The sequence below is a fragment of the Roseicyclus mahoneyensis genome (genome assembly GCF_003148775.1).
GTDB lineage: Bacteria > Pseudomonadota > Alphaproteobacteria > Rhodobacterales > Rhodobacteraceae > Roseicyclus > Roseicyclus mahoneyensis.
In genome coordinates this window covers 25,864-41,640 of sequence record NZ_QGGW01000007.1, presented here as the reverse complement: position 1 = coordinate 41,640, position 15,777 = coordinate 25,864, and the positions used below count along the sequence as shown (strand labels likewise).

15 protein-coding genes are annotated in these 15,777 nt (G+C 65.2%); 6 read left to right on the top strand and 9 right to left on the bottom strand.

Annotation, left to right across the window (positions count from 1 at the left end):
* Positions 1-10: 10 nt before the first annotated feature.
* The 6 genes from C7455_RS13995 to C7455_RS13970 form a co-directional block, all read right to left on the bottom strand.
* Positions 11-361 carry an H-type lectin domain-containing protein gene (locus tag C7455_RS13995; protein ID WP_109669257.1) on the bottom strand — a complete coding sequence of 117 codons (351 nt, stop codon included), beginning with the start codon at positions 359-361 and terminating at the stop codon, positions 11-13.
* Positions 362-513: 152 nt separating this feature from the next.
* Entirely contained in the window at positions 514-933 is a 420-nt protein-coding gene (locus C7455_RS13990; protein WP_109669256.1) for a F0F1 ATP synthase subunit epsilon, read from the bottom strand.
* Between the two features lie 9 nt (positions 934-942).
* Positions 943-2,367 (bottom strand): F0F1 ATP synthase subunit beta, encoded by a 1,425-nt coding sequence (atpD, locus tag C7455_RS13985; RefSeq protein WP_109669254.1) that lies wholly within the window; start codon positions 2,365-2,367, stop codon positions 943-945.
* 16 nt (positions 2,368-2,383) lie between these two features.
* Positions 2,384-3,262: a F0F1 ATP synthase subunit gamma gene (locus tag C7455_RS13980; protein WP_109669252.1), complete on the bottom strand. Its 879-nt coding sequence runs from the start codon at positions 3,260-3,262 to the stop codon at positions 2,384-2,386.
* Between the two features lie 12 nt (positions 3,263-3,274).
* Positions 3,275-4,813, bottom strand: a complete 1,539-nt coding sequence (gene atpA, locus C7455_RS13975) for a F0F1 ATP synthase subunit alpha (RefSeq protein WP_109669250.1) — start codon at positions 4,811-4,813, stop codon at positions 3,275-3,277.
* A gap of 1 nt (position 4,814) precedes the next feature.
* The gene (locus tag C7455_RS13970; protein ID WP_245904338.1) at positions 4,815-5,357 is read right to left on the bottom strand and encodes a F0F1 ATP synthase subunit delta; all 543 of its coding nucleotides are present in this window, start codon (positions 5,355-5,357) and stop codon (positions 4,815-4,817) included.
* 390 nt (positions 5,358-5,747) lie between these two features.
* Here C7455_RS13970 and C7455_RS13965 point away from each other — a divergent pair, with 390 nt between their 5' ends.
* The 3 genes from C7455_RS13965 to C7455_RS13955 all read left to right on the top strand — a co-directional run bounded on the left by C7455_RS13965 (position 5,748) and on the right by C7455_RS13955 (position 7,280).
* The gene (locus tag C7455_RS13965) at positions 5,748-6,011 is read left to right on the top strand and encodes a hypothetical protein (protein ID WP_109669249.1); all 264 of its coding nucleotides are present in this window, start codon (positions 5,748-5,750) and stop codon (positions 6,009-6,011) included.
* 75 nt (positions 6,012-6,086) lie between these two features.
* Positions 6,087-6,359, top strand: coding sequence for a hypothetical protein (locus C7455_RS13960; protein WP_146200003.1), 273 nt, complete (start codon positions 6,087-6,089; stop codon positions 6,357-6,359).
* A 129-nt stretch (positions 6,360-6,488) separates the two neighbouring features.
* A complete protein-coding gene (locus tag C7455_RS13955; protein WP_109669245.1) occupies positions 6,489-7,280 on the top strand; it encodes a hypothetical protein in 792 nt (263 codons plus the stop codon).
* Between the two features lie 12 nt (positions 7,281-7,292).
* Here the strand turns inward: C7455_RS13955 and C7455_RS13950 are convergent, their stop codons facing one another.
* On the bottom strand, positions 7,293-8,060 hold the full coding sequence (locus C7455_RS13950; RefSeq protein ID WP_109669244.1) for a methyltransferase domain-containing protein: 768 nt from the start codon (positions 8,058-8,060) through the stop codon (positions 7,293-7,295).
* Between the two features lie 66 nt (positions 8,061-8,126).
* Here C7455_RS13950 and gloB point away from each other — a divergent pair, with 66 nt between their 5' ends.
* The 3 genes from gloB (at position 8,127) to C7455_RS13935 (ending at position 12,491) form a co-directional block, all read left to right on the top strand.
* On the top strand, positions 8,127-8,909 hold the full coding sequence (gloB, locus tag C7455_RS13945) for a hydroxyacylglutathione hydrolase (RefSeq protein ID WP_109669242.1): 783 nt from the start codon (positions 8,127-8,129) through the stop codon (positions 8,907-8,909).
* Positions 8,910-9,103: 194 nt separating this feature from the next.
* Entirely contained in the window at positions 9,104-11,440 is a 2,337-nt protein-coding gene (gene clpA / locus C7455_RS13940; protein WP_109669509.1) for an ATP-dependent Clp protease ATP-binding subunit ClpA, read from the top strand.
* A gap of 91 nt (positions 11,441-11,531) precedes the next feature.
* Complete coding sequence (locus C7455_RS13935; RefSeq protein WP_109669241.1) at positions 11,532-12,491, top strand: M23 family metallopeptidase; 960 nt, start codon at positions 11,532-11,534, stop codon at positions 12,489-12,491.
* Between the two features lie 11 nt (positions 12,492-12,502).
* Here C7455_RS13935 and C7455_RS13930 read toward each other — a convergent pair whose 3' ends face one another.
* Together C7455_RS13930 and C7455_RS13925 are read right to left on the bottom strand one after the other, a co-directional pair.
* On the bottom strand, positions 12,503-14,461 hold the full coding sequence (locus C7455_RS13930) for a peptidoglycan -binding protein (RefSeq protein WP_109669239.1): 1,959 nt from the start codon (positions 14,459-14,461) through the stop codon (positions 12,503-12,505).
* Between the two features lie 6 nt (positions 14,462-14,467).
* Complete coding sequence (locus C7455_RS13925) at positions 14,468-15,727, bottom strand: biopolymer transporter ExbB (protein WP_245904337.1); 1,260 nt, start codon at positions 15,725-15,727, stop codon at positions 14,468-14,470.
* Positions 15,728-15,777: the final 50 nt, after the last annotated feature.

Genomic DNA, 15,777 nt, shown 5'->3' with positions numbered 1-15,777 from the left:
CACCGGGCGATCAATACAATTCCCAGTCGTCCTCGCCCGCGATCTCGCCCAGCGCCAGCCAATCGGCGCGGATGCGGGCGACGCGGCTGTCGCCCCATGTGCGGAACACGAGGTCAAAGCCCTTTTCGGTGACCTTCTCGGCCCTCAGGTCGGCGCGCTGGTTGGTGTCGCCATCCATATCCCACATCGAAATGGCGACCTGCACCAGAGGCAGGCTTCGAAACGGTTCGGTGAAGGTGACGGAGCGACGCTTTTCGCGCGGGCCGTCTCCCGTCCACATCGGGCCGTTATCAGCGAAATCGCTGAACATCATGACCGACCCTTGGTCGGCGCCGATCAGATGATGGTTCAGACGTTTCATCGGTCCTGCGGTTTGTTTTGCTCGTTAATCCGGCGCTATCGCCACATTTTGCCGAGCCTGTGGACAGATACCGGCTTTTCCACGGCTTTGGCCATGAAAAAGGCCCTCGCAGCACGCTGCAAGGGCCATCTTGTCGGAGCGCTGAAATAGGCTCAGCCAAGCGTGCTGGCGCGGGCGGCCTCAAGATCGGCGACCAGTTTGCCGGCGGTATCCACGCCGGTGCCGCCATCGGTCGCGTTGCGTGCCTTGTCTTGAGCGGCGCGCGCCTCGGCGATCAGGCCGTCCATGATCTCGGCCGTGACCTCGCTGACGGGCATCGCCTGTTCGGCCAACAACGTCACCTTGGGCCCTGCCACATCGGCAAATCCGCCAGTGACGAAATAGGCCTTTTCGGCCGCGCCCTCGACCCCGTCCAGACGCACGATGCCCGGACGTAACGTGGTGATCAGGGGCGCATGATCGGCCATCGCCGTCATGTCGCCATCCGCGCCGGGGATCTGCACCGCCTCCACCATGACCGAGGCAAGCCTGCGTTCGGGCGATACCAGATCGAATTGCATCTTCGTTGCCATAAGGCCCCCTTACGCGGCGTCGGCCGCCATTTTCTCGGCCTTGGCGATCACGTCCTCGATGCCGCCGACCATGTAGAAGGCGCCTTCGGGCAGGTGGTCGAACTCACCGGCGACGACGCGCTTGAAGCTGTCGATCGTCACGTCGAGCGGCACCTGGATGCCGTCGGAGCCGGTGAAGACCTTGGCCACGTCGAAGGGCTGAGACAAGAAGCGCTGGATCTTGCGGGCGCGCGACACGGTCAGCTTGTCCTCTTCGGACAGTTCGTCCATCCCGAGGATCGCGATGATGTCTTGCAACGACTTGTAGCGCTGCAAGATGCCCTGAACGTCGCGGGCGACCTTGTAATGCTCATCGCCCAGGATCTGGGGGTCCATCAGGCGCGACGAGCTGTCGAGCGGGTCCACGGCCGGGTAGATGCCCAGTTCCGAGATGGCGCGCGACAGAACGGTCGTGGCGTCGAGGTGGGCAAAGGTCGTGGCCGGTGCCGGGTCGGTAAGGTCGTCGGCGGGCACATAGACGGCCTGGATCGAGGTGATCGAGCCCGACTTGGTCGAGGTGATGCGTTCCTGCATCTGGCCCATGTCGGTGGCCAGCGTCGGCTGGTAGCCCACGGCCGACGGGATGCGGCCCAGAAGCGCCGACACCTCAGAACCGGCTTGGGTGAAGCGGAAGATGTTGTCGACGAAGAACAAAACGTCGGTGCCGGACTGGTCGCGGAATTGTTCGGCCAAGGTGAGGCCGGTCAGCGCCACGCGGGCACGCGCGCCCGGCGGCTCGTTCATCTGGCCGTAGACCAGCGCCACCTGAGATTCGGTCAGGTTGTCGGGCTTGATCACGTTCGATTCGATCATCTCGTGATAAAGGTCGTTGCCCTCACGGGTGCGTTCACCCACGCCCGCGAACACGGAATAGCCCGAGTGCACCTTGGCGATGTTGTTGATCAGTTCCATGATCAGAACCGTCTTGCCCACGCCGGCGCCGCCGAACAGACCGATCTTGCCGCCCTTGGAGTAGGGGGCGAGCAGGTCGACGACCTTGATGCCGGTGACAAGGATTTCGCTCTCGGTCGACTGCTCGTTGAACTCGGGCGCGGGCTGGTGGATCGAGCGGTATTCATCTGCCTCGACCGGGCCGCCTTCGTCCACGGGCTCGCCCACGACGTTCAGGATGCGCCCGAGCGTGGCGTTGCCCACGGGGACCATGATCGGGCCGCCGGTGTCGGTCACGGCCTGACCGCGCACGAGGCCCTCGGTCGCGTCCATCGCGATGGTGCGCACGGTACCTTCGCCAAGGTGCTGGGCAACCTCGAGCACAAGACGCTTGCCGCCGTTGTCGGTGGTCAGCGCGTTCAGGATCTCGGGCAGGTGGTCGCCGAACTGCACGTCGACGACGGCGCCGATGACCTGGGTGATTTTGCCGACTGCATTTGCCATGTCGTGTCTCCGGTTCTTAGAGCGCTTCGGCGCCCGAGATGATTTCGATCAGCTCGTTGGTGATGACGGCCTGACGCGAACGGTTGTATTCGATTGTCAGCCGCTCGATCATGTCGCCCGCATTGCGGGTCGCGTTGTCCATCGCGGACATCCGCGCGCCCTGTTCGGAGGCGGCATTTTCCAACAGCGCAGTGAATATCTGCGTGGCGACGCCACGCGGCAGCAGGTCTTCGAGCACGGCCTCTTCCGAGGGTTCGTAATCGTAGAGCGACCCACTGTCCTGGCCTGCATCGGGCGTATCGAATTGCGCCGGGATGATCTGCGTCGCGGTCGGGATCTGGCTGATGACCGACTGGAAGCGGTTGAAGAAGATCGTGGCGACATCGAATTCGCCCGCATCGAACCGGCCCAGCACGTTGGACGCGATCCTTGCCGCATCGGCATAACCGAGGCGCTTGACGTCCGACAGATCGACATGGCCGACGAACTTGTCGGCGTGGTCGCGCTTGAGCTGTTCGCGGCCTTTCTTGCCGACGGTCAGGATCTTGACCGTCTTGCCCTGCGCGCGCAGCGTCTCGACCTGCGCGCGGGCCTTGCGCACGATGGTCGAGTTGAAGCCGCCGCACAGGCCGCGTTCGGCCGTCATCACGACCAGCAGATGCACATCAGACTTGCCGGTTCCGGCCAGAAGGCGAGGCGCGCCATCCGAATTGCCGACCGATTGTGCGAGGCCGCTCATCACGGCCTCCATCTTCTCGGCGTAGGGGCGGGCAGCCTCCGCCGCGTCCTGCGCCCGGCGCAGTTTCGCGGCGGCGACCATCTGCATCGCCTTGGTGATCTTGCGGGTCGATTTGACCGACGCGATCCTGTTCTTTAGGTCCTTGAGATTGGGCATCTGTCAGACCCCTCAGGCGAAATCGGCGGCGAATTCGTCGATGGCAGCCTTCAGTTTCTTGGCATCGTCACCCTTGATCTTGGGATCGTTCTTGGTGATCCACTCCAGAACATCGGCCTTCTTGGTGCGCATGAAGTTCAACAGCGCGTCTTCGAAGCGGCCAACGTCTGCCACCGGCAGCTTGTCGAGATAGCCGTTGGTGCCGGCGAAGATCATGGTCACGATCTCGGCGTTGGTCAGCGGCGAATACTGCGGCTGCTTCATCATCTCGGTCAGACGTGCGCCGCGTGCCAGCAGCTGCTGGGTCGAGGCGTCGAGGTCGGAACCGAACTGGGCGAAGGCCGCCATTTCGCGGTATTGCGCGAGCGACAGTTTCACCGGGCCTGCGACCGACGACATCGCCTTGGTCTGGGCGGAGGAGCCCACGCGCGACACCGACAGACCGGTGTTCACGGCGGGGCGGATGCCCTGGAAGAACAGTTCCGTTTCAAGGAAGATCTGGCCGTCGGTGATCGAGATCACGTTGGTCGGGATGAAGGCCGACACGTCGCCGCCCTGCGTCTCGATGACGGGAAGGGCCGTCAGCGAGCCCGATCCGTTGTCCTCGTTCAGCTTGGCCGAGCGTTCCAGCAGGCGGGAGTGGAGGTAGAACACGTCGCCCGGATAGGCTTCACGGCCCGGCGGGCGGCGGAGAAGCAGCGACATCTGGCGGTAGGCGACAGCCTGCTTGGACAGGTCGTCGTAGATGATCAGCGCATGGCGGCCGTTGTCGCGGAAGAATTCCGCCATGGCGGTCGCGGCATAGGGCGCCAGGAACTGCATCGGCGCGGGGTCGGATGCGGTGGCGGCGACCACGATGGTGTAGTCCATCGCGCCGGCTTCCTCGAGCTTTTTCACCAGCTGCGCCACGGTCGAGCGCTTCTGACCGACGGCCACATAGACACAATAGAGCTTCTTGCTCTCGTCGTCGCCTGCGGCGTCGTTGTAGGATTTCTGGTTCAGGATCGTGTCGAGCGCCACGGCGGTCTTGCCGGTCTGGCGGTCGCCGATGATCAGTTCGCGCTGGCCACGGCCGATCGGGATCATGGCGTCGATGGCCTTGATGCCGGTCGCCATCGGTTCGTGCACGGATTTGCGCGGGATGATGCCCGGTGCCTTGACGTCGGCGATGCGACGCTCGGATGCCTTGATCTCGCCCTTGCCGTCGATCGGGTTGCCCAGACCGTCGACAACGCGGCCCAGCAGCGCATTGCCTGCGGGCACGTCCACGATGGACTTGGTCCGCTTGACGGTGTCGCCTTCCTTGATGTCGCGGTCCGAGCCGAAGATCACGACGCCGACATTGTCGGCTTCGAGGTTCAGAGCCATGCCGCGGATGCCACCGGGGAATTCCACCATCTCGCCGGCCTGGACATTGTCCAGACCATAGACGCGGGCGATCCCGTCACCGACCGACAGCACGCGGCCCACTTCGGCCACTTCGGCGTCCTGGCCGAAATTCTTGATCTGGTCCTTCAGGATCGCAGAGATTTCTGCAGCTTGGATCGCCATCTTAACCGACCTCTTTCATCGTGTTCTGGAGTGCGTTGAGCTTTGCCTTGATCGAGGTATCGATCATGGTCGAGCCAACCTTGACGACAAGACCGCCGATGAGGCTTTCATCGACGGTCGATTTCAGGGTCACGTCACGGCCGGTGGCGGCCTTGAGAACCTTGGAGAGCTTGTCCGACTGCGCCTTGGTCAGCGCCTTGGCGGAGGTGACCTCGGCGCTGATCTCGCCCTTGTGGTCGGCGATCTTGGCGCGCAGTGCTGTCAGCAGGGCGGGCAGCACGAACAGGCGGCGCTTGGACGCCATAAGGCGCAGCGTGTTGCCGGTGATCGCGCTGAGCTGCATCGCCTCGGCGACCTTGCCGATGGCCATGGCGCTGACACCGCGCCCGTAGATCGGCGAGGTGATCAGGTCGCGCAGATCGGCACTGTCGGCAAGCGCTGTTTCCAGCGCCCCGACATCCGCTTCGAGCGCGGTCAGTGCGCCTTCTTCCGAGGCGAGATCGAACAACGCGGTCGCATAGCGCGCGGCGATGCCAGTCGACATTGAAACAGGTTCGCTCACGTCCACCCTTTCATCATAAAGGTAACCCGGCAGAAGCGCTGCGGCGCTTCCGGGCTTTTCGCATAGCGGCAGCGGATGGCAGCCGTTTCCCCTTAAATCGCCGGTCATGTAGCAGAGCCCCCGCAATGCTGCAACCGCGATAGGATGCGTTTGCCGCATCGAGATCACCTTGCTGGAAAGGGCGTCGCCGACAAGACGGCATCTGCGACGCTTTGACCTTGCAGCAAACGACGGCCGTGCCAGAGCCGGGCGAGAATCCGACCGCGTCCCGGCAACACATCCCCCGGGATTCGGTGCTTCGATTCAGACGGGTCGCGCAGAACAGATCTTGATGGAAACTGGAAACACGGTGATCATGCGCGCAGGTCGTTCTTGCTTTGCATTTTCGGCGTGGTGCTGGTCGCGGCCAGCGCCCTGAGCGTTGATCATGACGACAGCGCCTGCAAGCAAGGCACCTCGCCCGAAACGCCTGAACCAGTGCTGCAACCCGCCATGGATGCGGGCCTCAACGACACCATGGTCACCAACGCTACGTCTGCGAGCTTTGCGCCGATCTGCGCCAAGGCGCCGGCCGCGCAGGCAGGCCCCGAAGATATCGCGCAGATCGAACCGCAAGACAGCCTTGTCGTGACCTAAGGGATCGACAGGGGTGACGGCATCACTGAGTATATCTTGCACATCATGCACGCGCCCGAAGGGTTCGCCCAGCCGATGCTCCAGGAGGTCCACCTTGCGACCGGAGTGCCGCTGTTGGCCTTGGGCCAATTGGGCCGCGTCGACGAAAGCGATCCCGCCAACATCCGCGACAGCCGCACCGCACCGCGACAGGTCGAGGCGAATGACCCGGGCCTTCCTCTGGCCGACCTGCAGGGGGATGCCATGGCCTTCGGCACCGGTTTCCCGGCCGTGCCCCGAGAGTTCGGCACCGCCAAGGGCATCGCGCACCATCCGGGACCGCACACCGCTTGGCGCGTCCGACCCTGAGCCGGTGGCCCCGAAACCCGGCAAGATCCAAGATCGGACTCCTTGTTTTTTTCCCGGTCGGTCGAAAAGTTGCCTCAAATGCCTGCTATCTCCCCCCCAATGATTGACGGCAGATGCTAGGAAACCTCAATGTTCGGTCTGATCGGGCTTCTGCCCGCACTTCTTTTTGTGGCGTTTGCCGCCCCCGCCTTTTTGGACGGCGGCGACAACGAGTTTGCGGAACCCGATCCCGATGATCTCGACCCCGTCGATGTCGGCGGTGGCGTCATGCCCGAGCCCACGCCTGAACCCGTACCGCCGGTGAACGATCTGGACGACACCCCGCCCGAGACCGAACCGGACCCGGTCCCCGCACCCGACCCGGTGCGGGATACCGATACCGACCCCGGCACGACCGACCCGGCCCCCTTGGCCGAACCGGACACCCCTCCGTTTCCCGACCTCATCAACGAGGCCGACGGCGAGGACGCGCTCATCACGATCGACATCAGCAACGCGTCGCTCGAAACGCTGGCCACCGACCCGGACGCGCCCGAGGATGGGTTCACCGCCTTCCTCGACAGCGGCGATACGCTGGAAATCATCCTTGCCGATGACGTCGAAGGATCTCTCTTCGTGCTCGACATTGCCAATGTCGCGCTGGGTGCCGGCACCGACCCCGACCAGACCTTCTTGTCGCGCGCCATCTACATCCTGCCCGAAGGCGTGACGCCCCCCGCCGACATCACCGCGACCACCGAGGAGGCGTTGATCGCCGAACTGGGCCTCATCCGGCTGGGCGAGATTGATCTGGGGCAACTGGTGACCCGGACCGACCCCAACACCGGCGAGATCACGATCCTAGAGGACACCCGGCAGGAAATTGCGCCTCAGGTGATCTCGAACCGGACGATCACGACGGATCAGGCAGTGTTTGCATGACGCGCAGGATGGTCACACGGGTCCGCCGCCATCCCGGTTGCTGGCCCCTGCGGGCGCAGGACTGCCTTCCAGCACCTTGAGCGGCTGGCGCACGCGCTCGGCCAAACCGGGGCGCGTGGGGGCATAGACGCGCTTGGACACCTCCAGCAGCAAAACGCCACCGGCGTAATAGCTCGACATTGTGGCGCCAAGCCGCTCGAACAGCTCGGCTGATCGGAGCCAGAACCGTTGGTGCGAGGGCGGCGCGAACAGGGCGGCAGCGTGGCGTTCGGGCATGAAATCATGCCGCTTCATTTGCGCCTCGAGCTGGCTCAGCGAATAGGGTCGGCCAAATCCGAAGGGCGTGGCGTCGCGTCGCGCCCACATGCCAGACCGGTTGGGCACGATGAACAGCGCCTTGCCGCCCGGCCCCAGAACGCGCTGGCATTCCTCCAGAACCGCAGAGGGATGTTCCGAGGTCTCCAACCCGTGCAGGCACACGATCTTGTCGGCGACACCCGTCTGAAGTGGCCAGAGGCCCTCGCGGCACAGGACGGACACGTTGTCGAGGCCCGCAGGCCACGGCATCACGCCCTGTTCGGCGGGCATCAGGCCCACGACCCGCCGCGCCGAGGCCAGATAGGGGCGCAGCAAGGGAACGGCAAAGCCGAACCCCACGACCGTCTGCCCCTGCGCCTCGGGCCAGAGTGCCAGCATCCGGTCGCGGATCGCCTTTTGCGCGATGCGGCCCAGACGGGTGCGGTAATAGAATTGGCGCAGGTCAGTGACGTCGAGATGCATTGCACTAGCTGGTTGGGTGCGCGAGGGTGGCACCCCCGCACCTTACGGAACGCAGACAGGAATTCCATGCCCGAGACCGCCTCAGCGCCAGAAATCGTGACCATCCCCTGCCTGAAGGACAATTACGCCTTCCTTTTGCATGACCCCGCGACGGGGGCCACCGCCGTGATCGACGTGCCCGAGGCGCCCCCGATCGAGGCCGTTCTGGCAGCGCGCGGCTGGACCCTGAGCGACATCTTGATCACCCATCACCACTGGGACCATGTCGATGGCGTGGACGCCTTGCGCGCCGCGACCGGCGCGCAGGTCTGGGGCGCGGCCGCAGATGTCCACCGCCTGCCCGCGCTCGACCATCCGCTCGCCGAAGGTGACAGCGTTACCATCGGCGGGCTGACCGGCCATGTGATCGACGTGCCGGGGCATACGCTTGGCCATATCGCCTTTCATTTTCCGCAAGCACAGGCAGTGTTTACCGCCGACAGCCTGATGGCGCTGGGGTGTGGGCGCCTGTTCGAAGGGACGGCCGCGCAGATGTGGGCGAGCCTGTCGAAACTGGCTGCCCTTCCGCCTGCGACGCTGGTCTGCTCGGGGCATGAATACACCACCGGCAACGCCCGTTTCGCGGTGACGGTTGATCCCGGCAATTCCGCGCTTATCTCTCGGGTATCGTCCATCGAGGCGGCCCGTGCCGCGGGCCGTCCCACAGTCCCCTCCACCTTGGCCGAGGAACTGGCGACCAACCCGTTTCTGCGCGCCACAGACCCATCCATCGCCCGGACCCTCGATCTTTCGGGGGCCGACGCCACAACCGTGTTTGCCCGCATCCGAAGCCTGAAGGATGCGTTCTGAGATCCCCCGGGCAAGTGCACAAAATTTGAGCAACGACGCCGCGGCCAAGGTATAGAGGCCACGGCCGCGCCCGCACACGAGACCTTGAGCAGTTTCTCCTTGAAAGACGCCCGGAGAAAGCAAAGCTTAAGACAATGAGGCCATGATCGCGTCAGGCACAGGCCGGACCGATGCACGAGGAAAGGAGCACGCTGGTGCCGTCTTTTTCGACAACACTTGAGCAGGCCATTCACGCGGCGCTGGCCAACGCGAATGCGCGCCGCCACGAACTTGCAACGCTGGAGCATCTGCTTCTGGCTCTGATCGACGAACCCGAAGCCCGCAAAGTCATGCTGGCCTGTTCGGTCGACATCGACGCGCTGCGCGAGACGCTGACCGCGTTCATCGACGATGACCTGTCGACGCTGGAAACCGATATCGACGGTTCCGAGGCGGTCCCGACGGCTGCCTTCCAGCGCGTGATCCAGCGCGCCGCCATCCACGTCCAGTCCTCGGGCCGGACCGAGGTGACGGGGGCAAACGTGCTGGTGGCCATCTTTGCCGAGCGCGAGAGCAACGCCGCGTATTTCCTGCAAGAACAGGACATGACGCGCTATGACGCGGTGAACTTCATCGCCCATGGCGTCGCCAAGGATCCGTCCTACGGCGAAAGCCGCCCGGTCACGGGCGCGACCGACATGGAAGAGGAAACACGCGCCAGCCAAACCTCCTCCAACGAGGGGGGCGAGGCGAAGGAATCGGCACTTGCGAAATATTGCGTCGATCTGAATGCCAAGTCCCGCAAGGGCGACATCGACCCGCTGATCGGTCGCGCCCATGAAGTGGAACGCTGCATCCAGGTGCTGTGCCGCCGCCGCAAGAACAACCCTCTTCTGGTGGGCGACCCCGGCGTGGGCAAGACCGCCATTGCCGAAGGTCTGGCCAAAAAGATCGTCGAGGGCGAAATCCCCGAGGTTCTGGCGAAATCCACCATCTTCTCGCTCGACATGGGCGCCCTTCTGGCCGGCACCCGGTATCGCGGCGATTTCGAGGAGCGGCTGAAGGCCGTGGTGAAAGAGCTTGAGGATCACCCCGACGCGATCTTGTTCATCGACGAGATCCACACCGTGATCGGTGCGGGCGCGACCAGCGGCGGGGCGATGGATGCCTCGAACCTGCTCAAACCGGCGTTGCAGGGCGGCAAGCTGCGCTGCATGGGATCGACCACCTACAAGGAATATCGCCAGCATTTCGAAAAGGACCGCGCGCTGTCGCGCCGGTTCCAGAAGATCGACGTGAACGAGCCTTCGGTCGAGGATGCGATCAAGATACTCAGGGGTCTCAAGCCCTATTTCGAGGAACACCACAGCGTCAAATACACGGCCGACGCGATCAAGACGGCTGTGGAATTGAGCGCGCGCTACATCAACGACCGCAAGCTGCCCGACAAAGCCATCGACGTGATCGACGAGGCCGGCGCGGCGCAGCACCTTGTGGCCGAAAGCAAGCGGCGCAAGACCATCGGCGCGAAAGAGATCGAGGATGTCGTGGCCAAAATCGCCCGCATCCCGCCCAAGAACGTCAGCAAGGACGACGCCGAGGTTCTGAAGGACCTTGAAGTGTCGCTCAAGCGCGTGGTCTTCGGTCAGGACGCCGCAATCGAGGCGCTGTCTTCGTCGATCAAGCTGGCGCGGGCCGGTCTGCGCGAGCCCGAAAAGCCCATCGGCAACTACCTGTTCGCCGGCCCCACGGGCGTCGGCAAGACAGAAGTGGCCAAGCAATTGGCGGACACGCTGGGCGTGGAACTGCTGCGCTTCGACATGTCGGAGTACATGGAGAAGCACGCCGTTTCCCGGCTCATCGGCGCGCCGCCGGGCTATGTGGGCTTCGATCAGGGGGGCCTCCTGACCGACGGGATCGACCAGCATCCGCACAGCGTGCTGCTGCTTGACGAGATCGAAAAGGCGCATCCCGATGTGTTCAACATCCTCTTGCAGGTGATGGACCATGGCACGCTGACCGACCACAACGGGCGCAAGGTCGATTTCCGCAACGTAATCTTGATCATGACCTCGAACGCGGGCGCGGCCGACATGCAAAAGGCCGCGATCGGGTTTGGCCGCGACAAGCGCGAGGGCGAGGATACCGCCGCCATCGAGCGGACCTTCACGCCCGAATTCCGCAACCGTCTGGATGCGGTCATCTCCTTCGGCGCGCTGCCGAAAGAGGTGATCTTGCAGGTGGTGGAAAAGTTCGTGCTGCAACTCGAGGCGCAGCTGATGGATCGCAACGTGACCATCGAACTGACCAAACCGGCGGCCGAATGGCTGGGCGAAAAGGGCTACGACGACCGGATGGGCGCCCGCCCGCTGGGCCGCGTGATCCAGGAGCACATCAAGAAGCCGCTGGCCGAGGAACTGCTGTTCGGCAAGCTGGCAAAGGGCGGCAACGTCACGGTCGGCGTGAAGGACGGCAAGATCGACCTGAAGATCGAGGAACCGGGCAGCCGCCGTATCACCTCGAAAAAGCCGCCGCTGCTGACCGCCGATTGACGGCGAACGAGAGTACATCCGACAAAAAGGCCCGGTCCCGTGTGGGCCGGGCCTTTTTCCTTCCCCTGACGGCAAAGGCCCCTGCCCCATCATGCGTCACAGTCTCGCCACGGCTCTGATCGCCCTCGCCCTGCCCGCAATGGCGCAAGATGCGCCCCGCCTGCTCTTTCCGGTCGATTGCACCTTGGGCGAGACCTGCTTTTTGCAGCAATTCGTTGATCGTGATCCGGGACCGGGCGCGCGCGATTACGCGTGCGGGCCGCAAAGCTACGACACCCACACCGGCACCGACATCCGCACCGCCGATCTGGCCGCGATGCTGGCCGGTGTCACGGTGATCGCTGCCGCCGATGGGGTGGTACGCGCCTTGCGCGACGGTGTGCCAGATGGCGGGACGGCGACACGGCCAGAGGGGCAGGACTGCGGCAACGGCGTGGTGCTGACCCATCCTGGCGGCTGGGAGACGCAATATTGCCACCTGATGCAAGGCTCCATCGCGGTGGTCGAAGGACAACAGGTCGCCGCGGGCACACCCCTTGGCCTGATCGGCTATTCCGGCCGGACGGAGTTTCCACATCTGGAATTCATCCTCCGTCACGAGGGGCGCGTCGTCGATCCCTTCGACCCCTCCGATCTTGCCAACTGCGGCGGGTCGGCGACCCCGCTCTGGGCCGAGCCGCTGGACCATCCCGGCGGGGGCATCTTGTCGGCCGGCTTCGCCGCGTCCATCCCCGAATTCGAGGCCATTCAAGCCGGCGCGGCCGCGATAGGGGCGGTGCCGGCCGGGGGAGAGGCGCTGGTGCTCTGGGCCTATATCCACAGCGGCAGGGCGGGCGACACGCTGCGCTTGCGCATCGCCGACGCTTCTGGGGCGGAGGTGCATGCGCATGACGTCGCGCTCGACCGCACGCAGGCGCAATTGTTTCGCGCCACGGGCCTGCGGACACCGTCAGGCGGATGGTCGCCTGGCCTTTACCGGGGTGCCGTGACGCTGATCCGCGACGGGGTGGAGATCGACAGGCTTGACGCAGCGGTGATCGTCACGCCCTGAGCGGCCGGTCTCTAACGCTCGGTCAGTTTCAACTCGATCCGGCGGTTCTGCGCCCGGCCATCCGCTGTCGCATTGTCGGCGATCGGGCTGTATTCCCCAAATCCCGTGGCAGCCAGCCGGTCGGGCGCAAACCCCAGTTCCTCGGACATGAACAAGACGACCGACAGCGCGCGCGCCTGACTCAATTCCCAGTTCGAGCCAAAAGCCCCGCCCACGCGAACCTGCTGATTGTCGGTATGTCCGTCGACTCGCACGATCCAATCGATCCCCTCGGGGATGTCGTCCGCCACCTCGGACAAAAGCTCGGCGACACTGCGGATCTGCGCCAACCCCTCGGGCGCCAGATCGGCCGAGCCCAGATCGAACAGCACCTCGGAGGAAAAGACGAAGCGGTCGCCCTCGATCCTGACACCCTCGCGCCCCTCCAGCAACGCGCGCAGCCGACCGAAGAATTCCGAGCGGTAGCGTTCCAGCTCTTCCGCCTCGGCAGCCAGACGCGCCGCTTCGGCGGCTTCCAGTTCCGCCAGCCGGGTCTGCTGGGCGGCCAGCGCGGTCTGTTCCTGCGCCACGCGCGCAAGCGCTTGATTGAGCTGTGCGCCCAAGGTGGCGATCTGCACCTCGGCCTCCGCGTCGCGGGCGGCAGAGGCGTCGATCAGGGCCTGCAATCCGCCCAGCTGTGTGCGCAGGGCGGCCACCTGCTCGTTGAGCAAAGCCACCTGCCGCTGGCTTTCGGCGGATGCGGCCTCGGTCCGGTCCAGTTCCGCATTGGCCTGCGCCAGCAGGGCGGCGCGGGCCTCGGCCTCGGACAGGGCGTTTTCGAGAGACGCCTCTGCCGCCAGACGCGCGGAGAGGGCGGCGGCCAGTTGCGCCTCCAGCGTTTCGGCACGAGCCTCAAGGCTCGTCGCGGCCTCGGCCTGCCCTTGCGCCTCGGCCTCCATCGCCGCGATCTGCGCCTCTAGCTCGGCCAGACGCGCGGCGGCGCTGGCCTCGACGCTTTCGATGCGCGACAGCGCAAGGGCCAACGCAGCCTCGGTCTCGGTCAGGTCGCGCGCGCGATCACCCGCCAACGCCTCGAGCCGGTCGGCCTCGGCCTCGGCTGCGGCAAGCTGGTCGGCAAGGCTGCCGCGTTCGTCGGCAGCGACAAGGGCGGCGGCAAGGCGGGCCGCCAGATCCTGCTCGGCGGCCCGCGCGGCGGCCAGCAGGGTCAGCGTTTCCTCGGCACGGCGGCGCTGTTGCTCCAGCGCAAGGGTCATCGCGGTCAGCTCAGCGCCAGCGTCTTCCAGCCGCGCGCGCAGAGCCTCGGCGGCGGCGGCCTCGACCAGACGGGCGGCCTCCTCTTCGCTCAGTTGCGTCTCGAGCGTGGCGATGGTGGCCGATTGCGTCTCTGTCTCGGTCCGAAGGTCCGCGATCAGCGCTTCGAGCGCTTCGCGGCGGGCAGCGGCAAGACGGGCCTCCTCGGCGGCACTGTCGATCTCGGACCGGGCCGTGGCCAGCGCCAGTTGCAGCGCCTCGGCGGCGCTGAGCGTTTCGGCCAATTCGGCGGCGGCCGCGTCACGGTCGGCCTCAAGTTGGGTATTGGCCGCAATGAGCGAGGCCACCCGCGCCTCGAAATCGGCGATCAGGGCGACTTGCGCCTCACCTTGGGCGGTGAGCGAGGCGATCAGCGCGTCTTGCTCGGCCAGTGCGCTTTCGGCACTGGCCAGCGAGCCTGTCAGCGTCGCCACCCGGCTTTCCAGCGCCGCAGCGCGGTTTTCCTCAAGCCCCAGCGCGTCGGCCAGCGCGTTGAGTTGGGCGTTGAGCGTGTTCAGCTCCTCGTCTTGCGTGGTGATCTGTTCGGAGAGAACGAACTGGACGACCATGAAGATCGACAAGACGAAGATCATCACCATCAAAAGCGACGTGATCGCATCGACGAAGCCGGGCCAGATGACCCCGGACATCTTGTTGGACGCGCGGCGCTGAAAGGCCATCGCGGGTCACTCCCCGCTTTGGACGGGGGGCGGGGGGGCGGGCTGCGGGCGACGGGCAGGCGCGCGGGCGGCGTTGACCAGATCGCGGATCGCTGTCGTCAGCTCGTTCAGATCGCCGCGCAGCGCCATCACCTCGTCATTGCGACTTGCGCCCAGATCCTCGTAGATCTTGAGCAGTTGCACGTCGATGGACCGCAGGCGCATCCGGCTTTCGTCGTCGATGCCGCCGCCGCGCTGGCCTTCCTCGAGCACTTGGCTCAGACGCTCTTGTGCTTCGGCCAGACGTTCGGTCGCAGCAACGGGTCCGGGCCCCAATTTCGTGGTCAACCCCTCAACCGCTTGCGCCAGCCGCAGCATCCGGTCCTCGGTCGCGCTGCGGCGGGTCTCGGACTGGGTGAAGAGCGATTGCAGCGTTTCCATCTGGTCGACCATGTGGTCGAGCACCGTGGCGATGGCGTTGCGATCGACGCCGCCCCCCTCGCCCTCGCCACTGGCGAAGCTGACCCGGGTGATCGAGGCCAGCCATTCCTCAAGCTCGCGGTAAAACCGGTTCTGGCCGTGCCCCGCATAAAGCTCCAGCAGGCCTACGACCAGCGAGCCCGCAAGGCCCAGAAGCGAGGAGGCAAAGGCCGTGCCCATGCCGCCCAGCTGATCCTCGAGCCCGTCCATCAGCCGGCCAAAGACGGCCACGCTCGCCTCACCCTCGCCCGGTTGCAACGAGCGGATGGTATCGACCACGGCGGGAATGGTGGTTGCCAGACCAAAGAAGGTGCCCAGAAGCCCTAGAAAGATCAGCAGGTTGGCGATGTAGCGCGTGATGTCGCGGCTTTCCTCCATCCGGGCACCGACACTGTCGAGCATCGAGCGCGCCGCGGGTCCCGTGACCTGAAGGCCGCGGCCCCGCACCCGTGCGATGCCGGTCATCGCCGCCAGCAGGCGCGGCGGGCGTTCGGTGGCGTCTTGCGGGGCAGTGCCGGCCAGCGCCTCGATCCAGGCGACCGAGGAAAACAGCTGGAACACCTGAAAGAAACAGGCCAGCACGCCGACGATGAACACGACGCCGATGGTGCCGTTGAGATAGGGCGAGGCAAGGAAAACGGGCTGCACCTGCGGCCAGACCAGCACGCCGCCCGCCGCGACCGCAGCGCAGATGATCAGCATCAAGACGATCTGCTGTGTCGGTCGCGTGATGCGCGGCCCCTGCGGCGTGGTGCGCGTCATGCGCGGCCCTTGCGCCGGGGCGCCCGTGTCTGCTCTGCTCGCCATGGCTCCGGCCCGGTTCTTGATGTTGCCTGCGGTCAATCTACAAGCGCTGC

Excerpts from the sequence above, each read along its gene's own strand:
- C7455_RS13980 (WP_109669252.1), bottom strand. The coding sequence starts at position 3,262 with ATGCCCAATCTCAAGGACCTAAAGAACAGGATCGCGTCGGTCAAATCG.
- atpD (WP_109669254.1), bottom strand. The coding sequence starts at position 2,367 with ATGGCAAATGCAGTCGGCAAAATCACCCAGGTCATCGGCGCCGTCGTC.
- C7455_RS13930 (WP_109669239.1), bottom strand. The coding sequence starts at position 14,461 with ATGGCCTTTCAGCGCCGCGCGTCCAACAAGATGTCCGGGGTCATCTGG.
- C7455_RS13960 (WP_146200003.1), top strand. The coding sequence starts at position 6,087 with ATGCTCCAGGAGGTCCACCTTGCGACCGGAGTGCCGCTGTTGGCCTTG.
- C7455_RS13990 (WP_109669256.1), bottom strand. The coding sequence starts at position 933 with ATGGCAACGAAGATGCAATTCGATCTGGTATCGCCCGAACGCAGGCTT.
- gloB (WP_109669242.1), top strand. The coding sequence starts at position 8,127 with ATGCCCGAGACCGCCTCAGCGCCAGAAATCGTGACCATCCCCTGCCTG.
- C7455_RS13935 (WP_109669241.1), top strand. The coding sequence starts at position 11,532 with ATGCGTCACAGTCTCGCCACGGCTCTGATCGCCCTCGCCCTGCCCGCA.
- C7455_RS13925 (WP_245904337.1), bottom strand. The coding sequence starts at position 15,727 with ATGGCGAGCAGAGCAGACACGGGCGCCCCGGCGCAAGGGCCGCGCATG.
- C7455_RS13970 (WP_245904338.1), bottom strand. The coding sequence starts at position 5,357 with ATGTCGACTGGCATCGCCGCGCGCTATGCGACCGCGTTGTTCGATCTC.
- C7455_RS13995 (WP_109669257.1), bottom strand. The coding sequence starts at position 361 with ATGAAACGTCTGAACCATCATCTGATCGGCGCCGACCAAGGGTCGGTC.
- C7455_RS13955 (WP_109669245.1), top strand. The coding sequence starts at position 6,489 with ATGTTCGGTCTGATCGGGCTTCTGCCCGCACTTCTTTTTGTGGCGTTT.
- atpA (WP_109669250.1), bottom strand. The coding sequence starts at position 4,813 with ATGGCGATCCAAGCTGCAGAAATCTCTGCGATCCTGAAGGACCAGATC.
- C7455_RS13950 (WP_109669244.1), bottom strand. The coding sequence starts at position 8,060 with ATGCATCTCGACGTCACTGACCTGCGCCAATTCTATTACCGCACCCGT.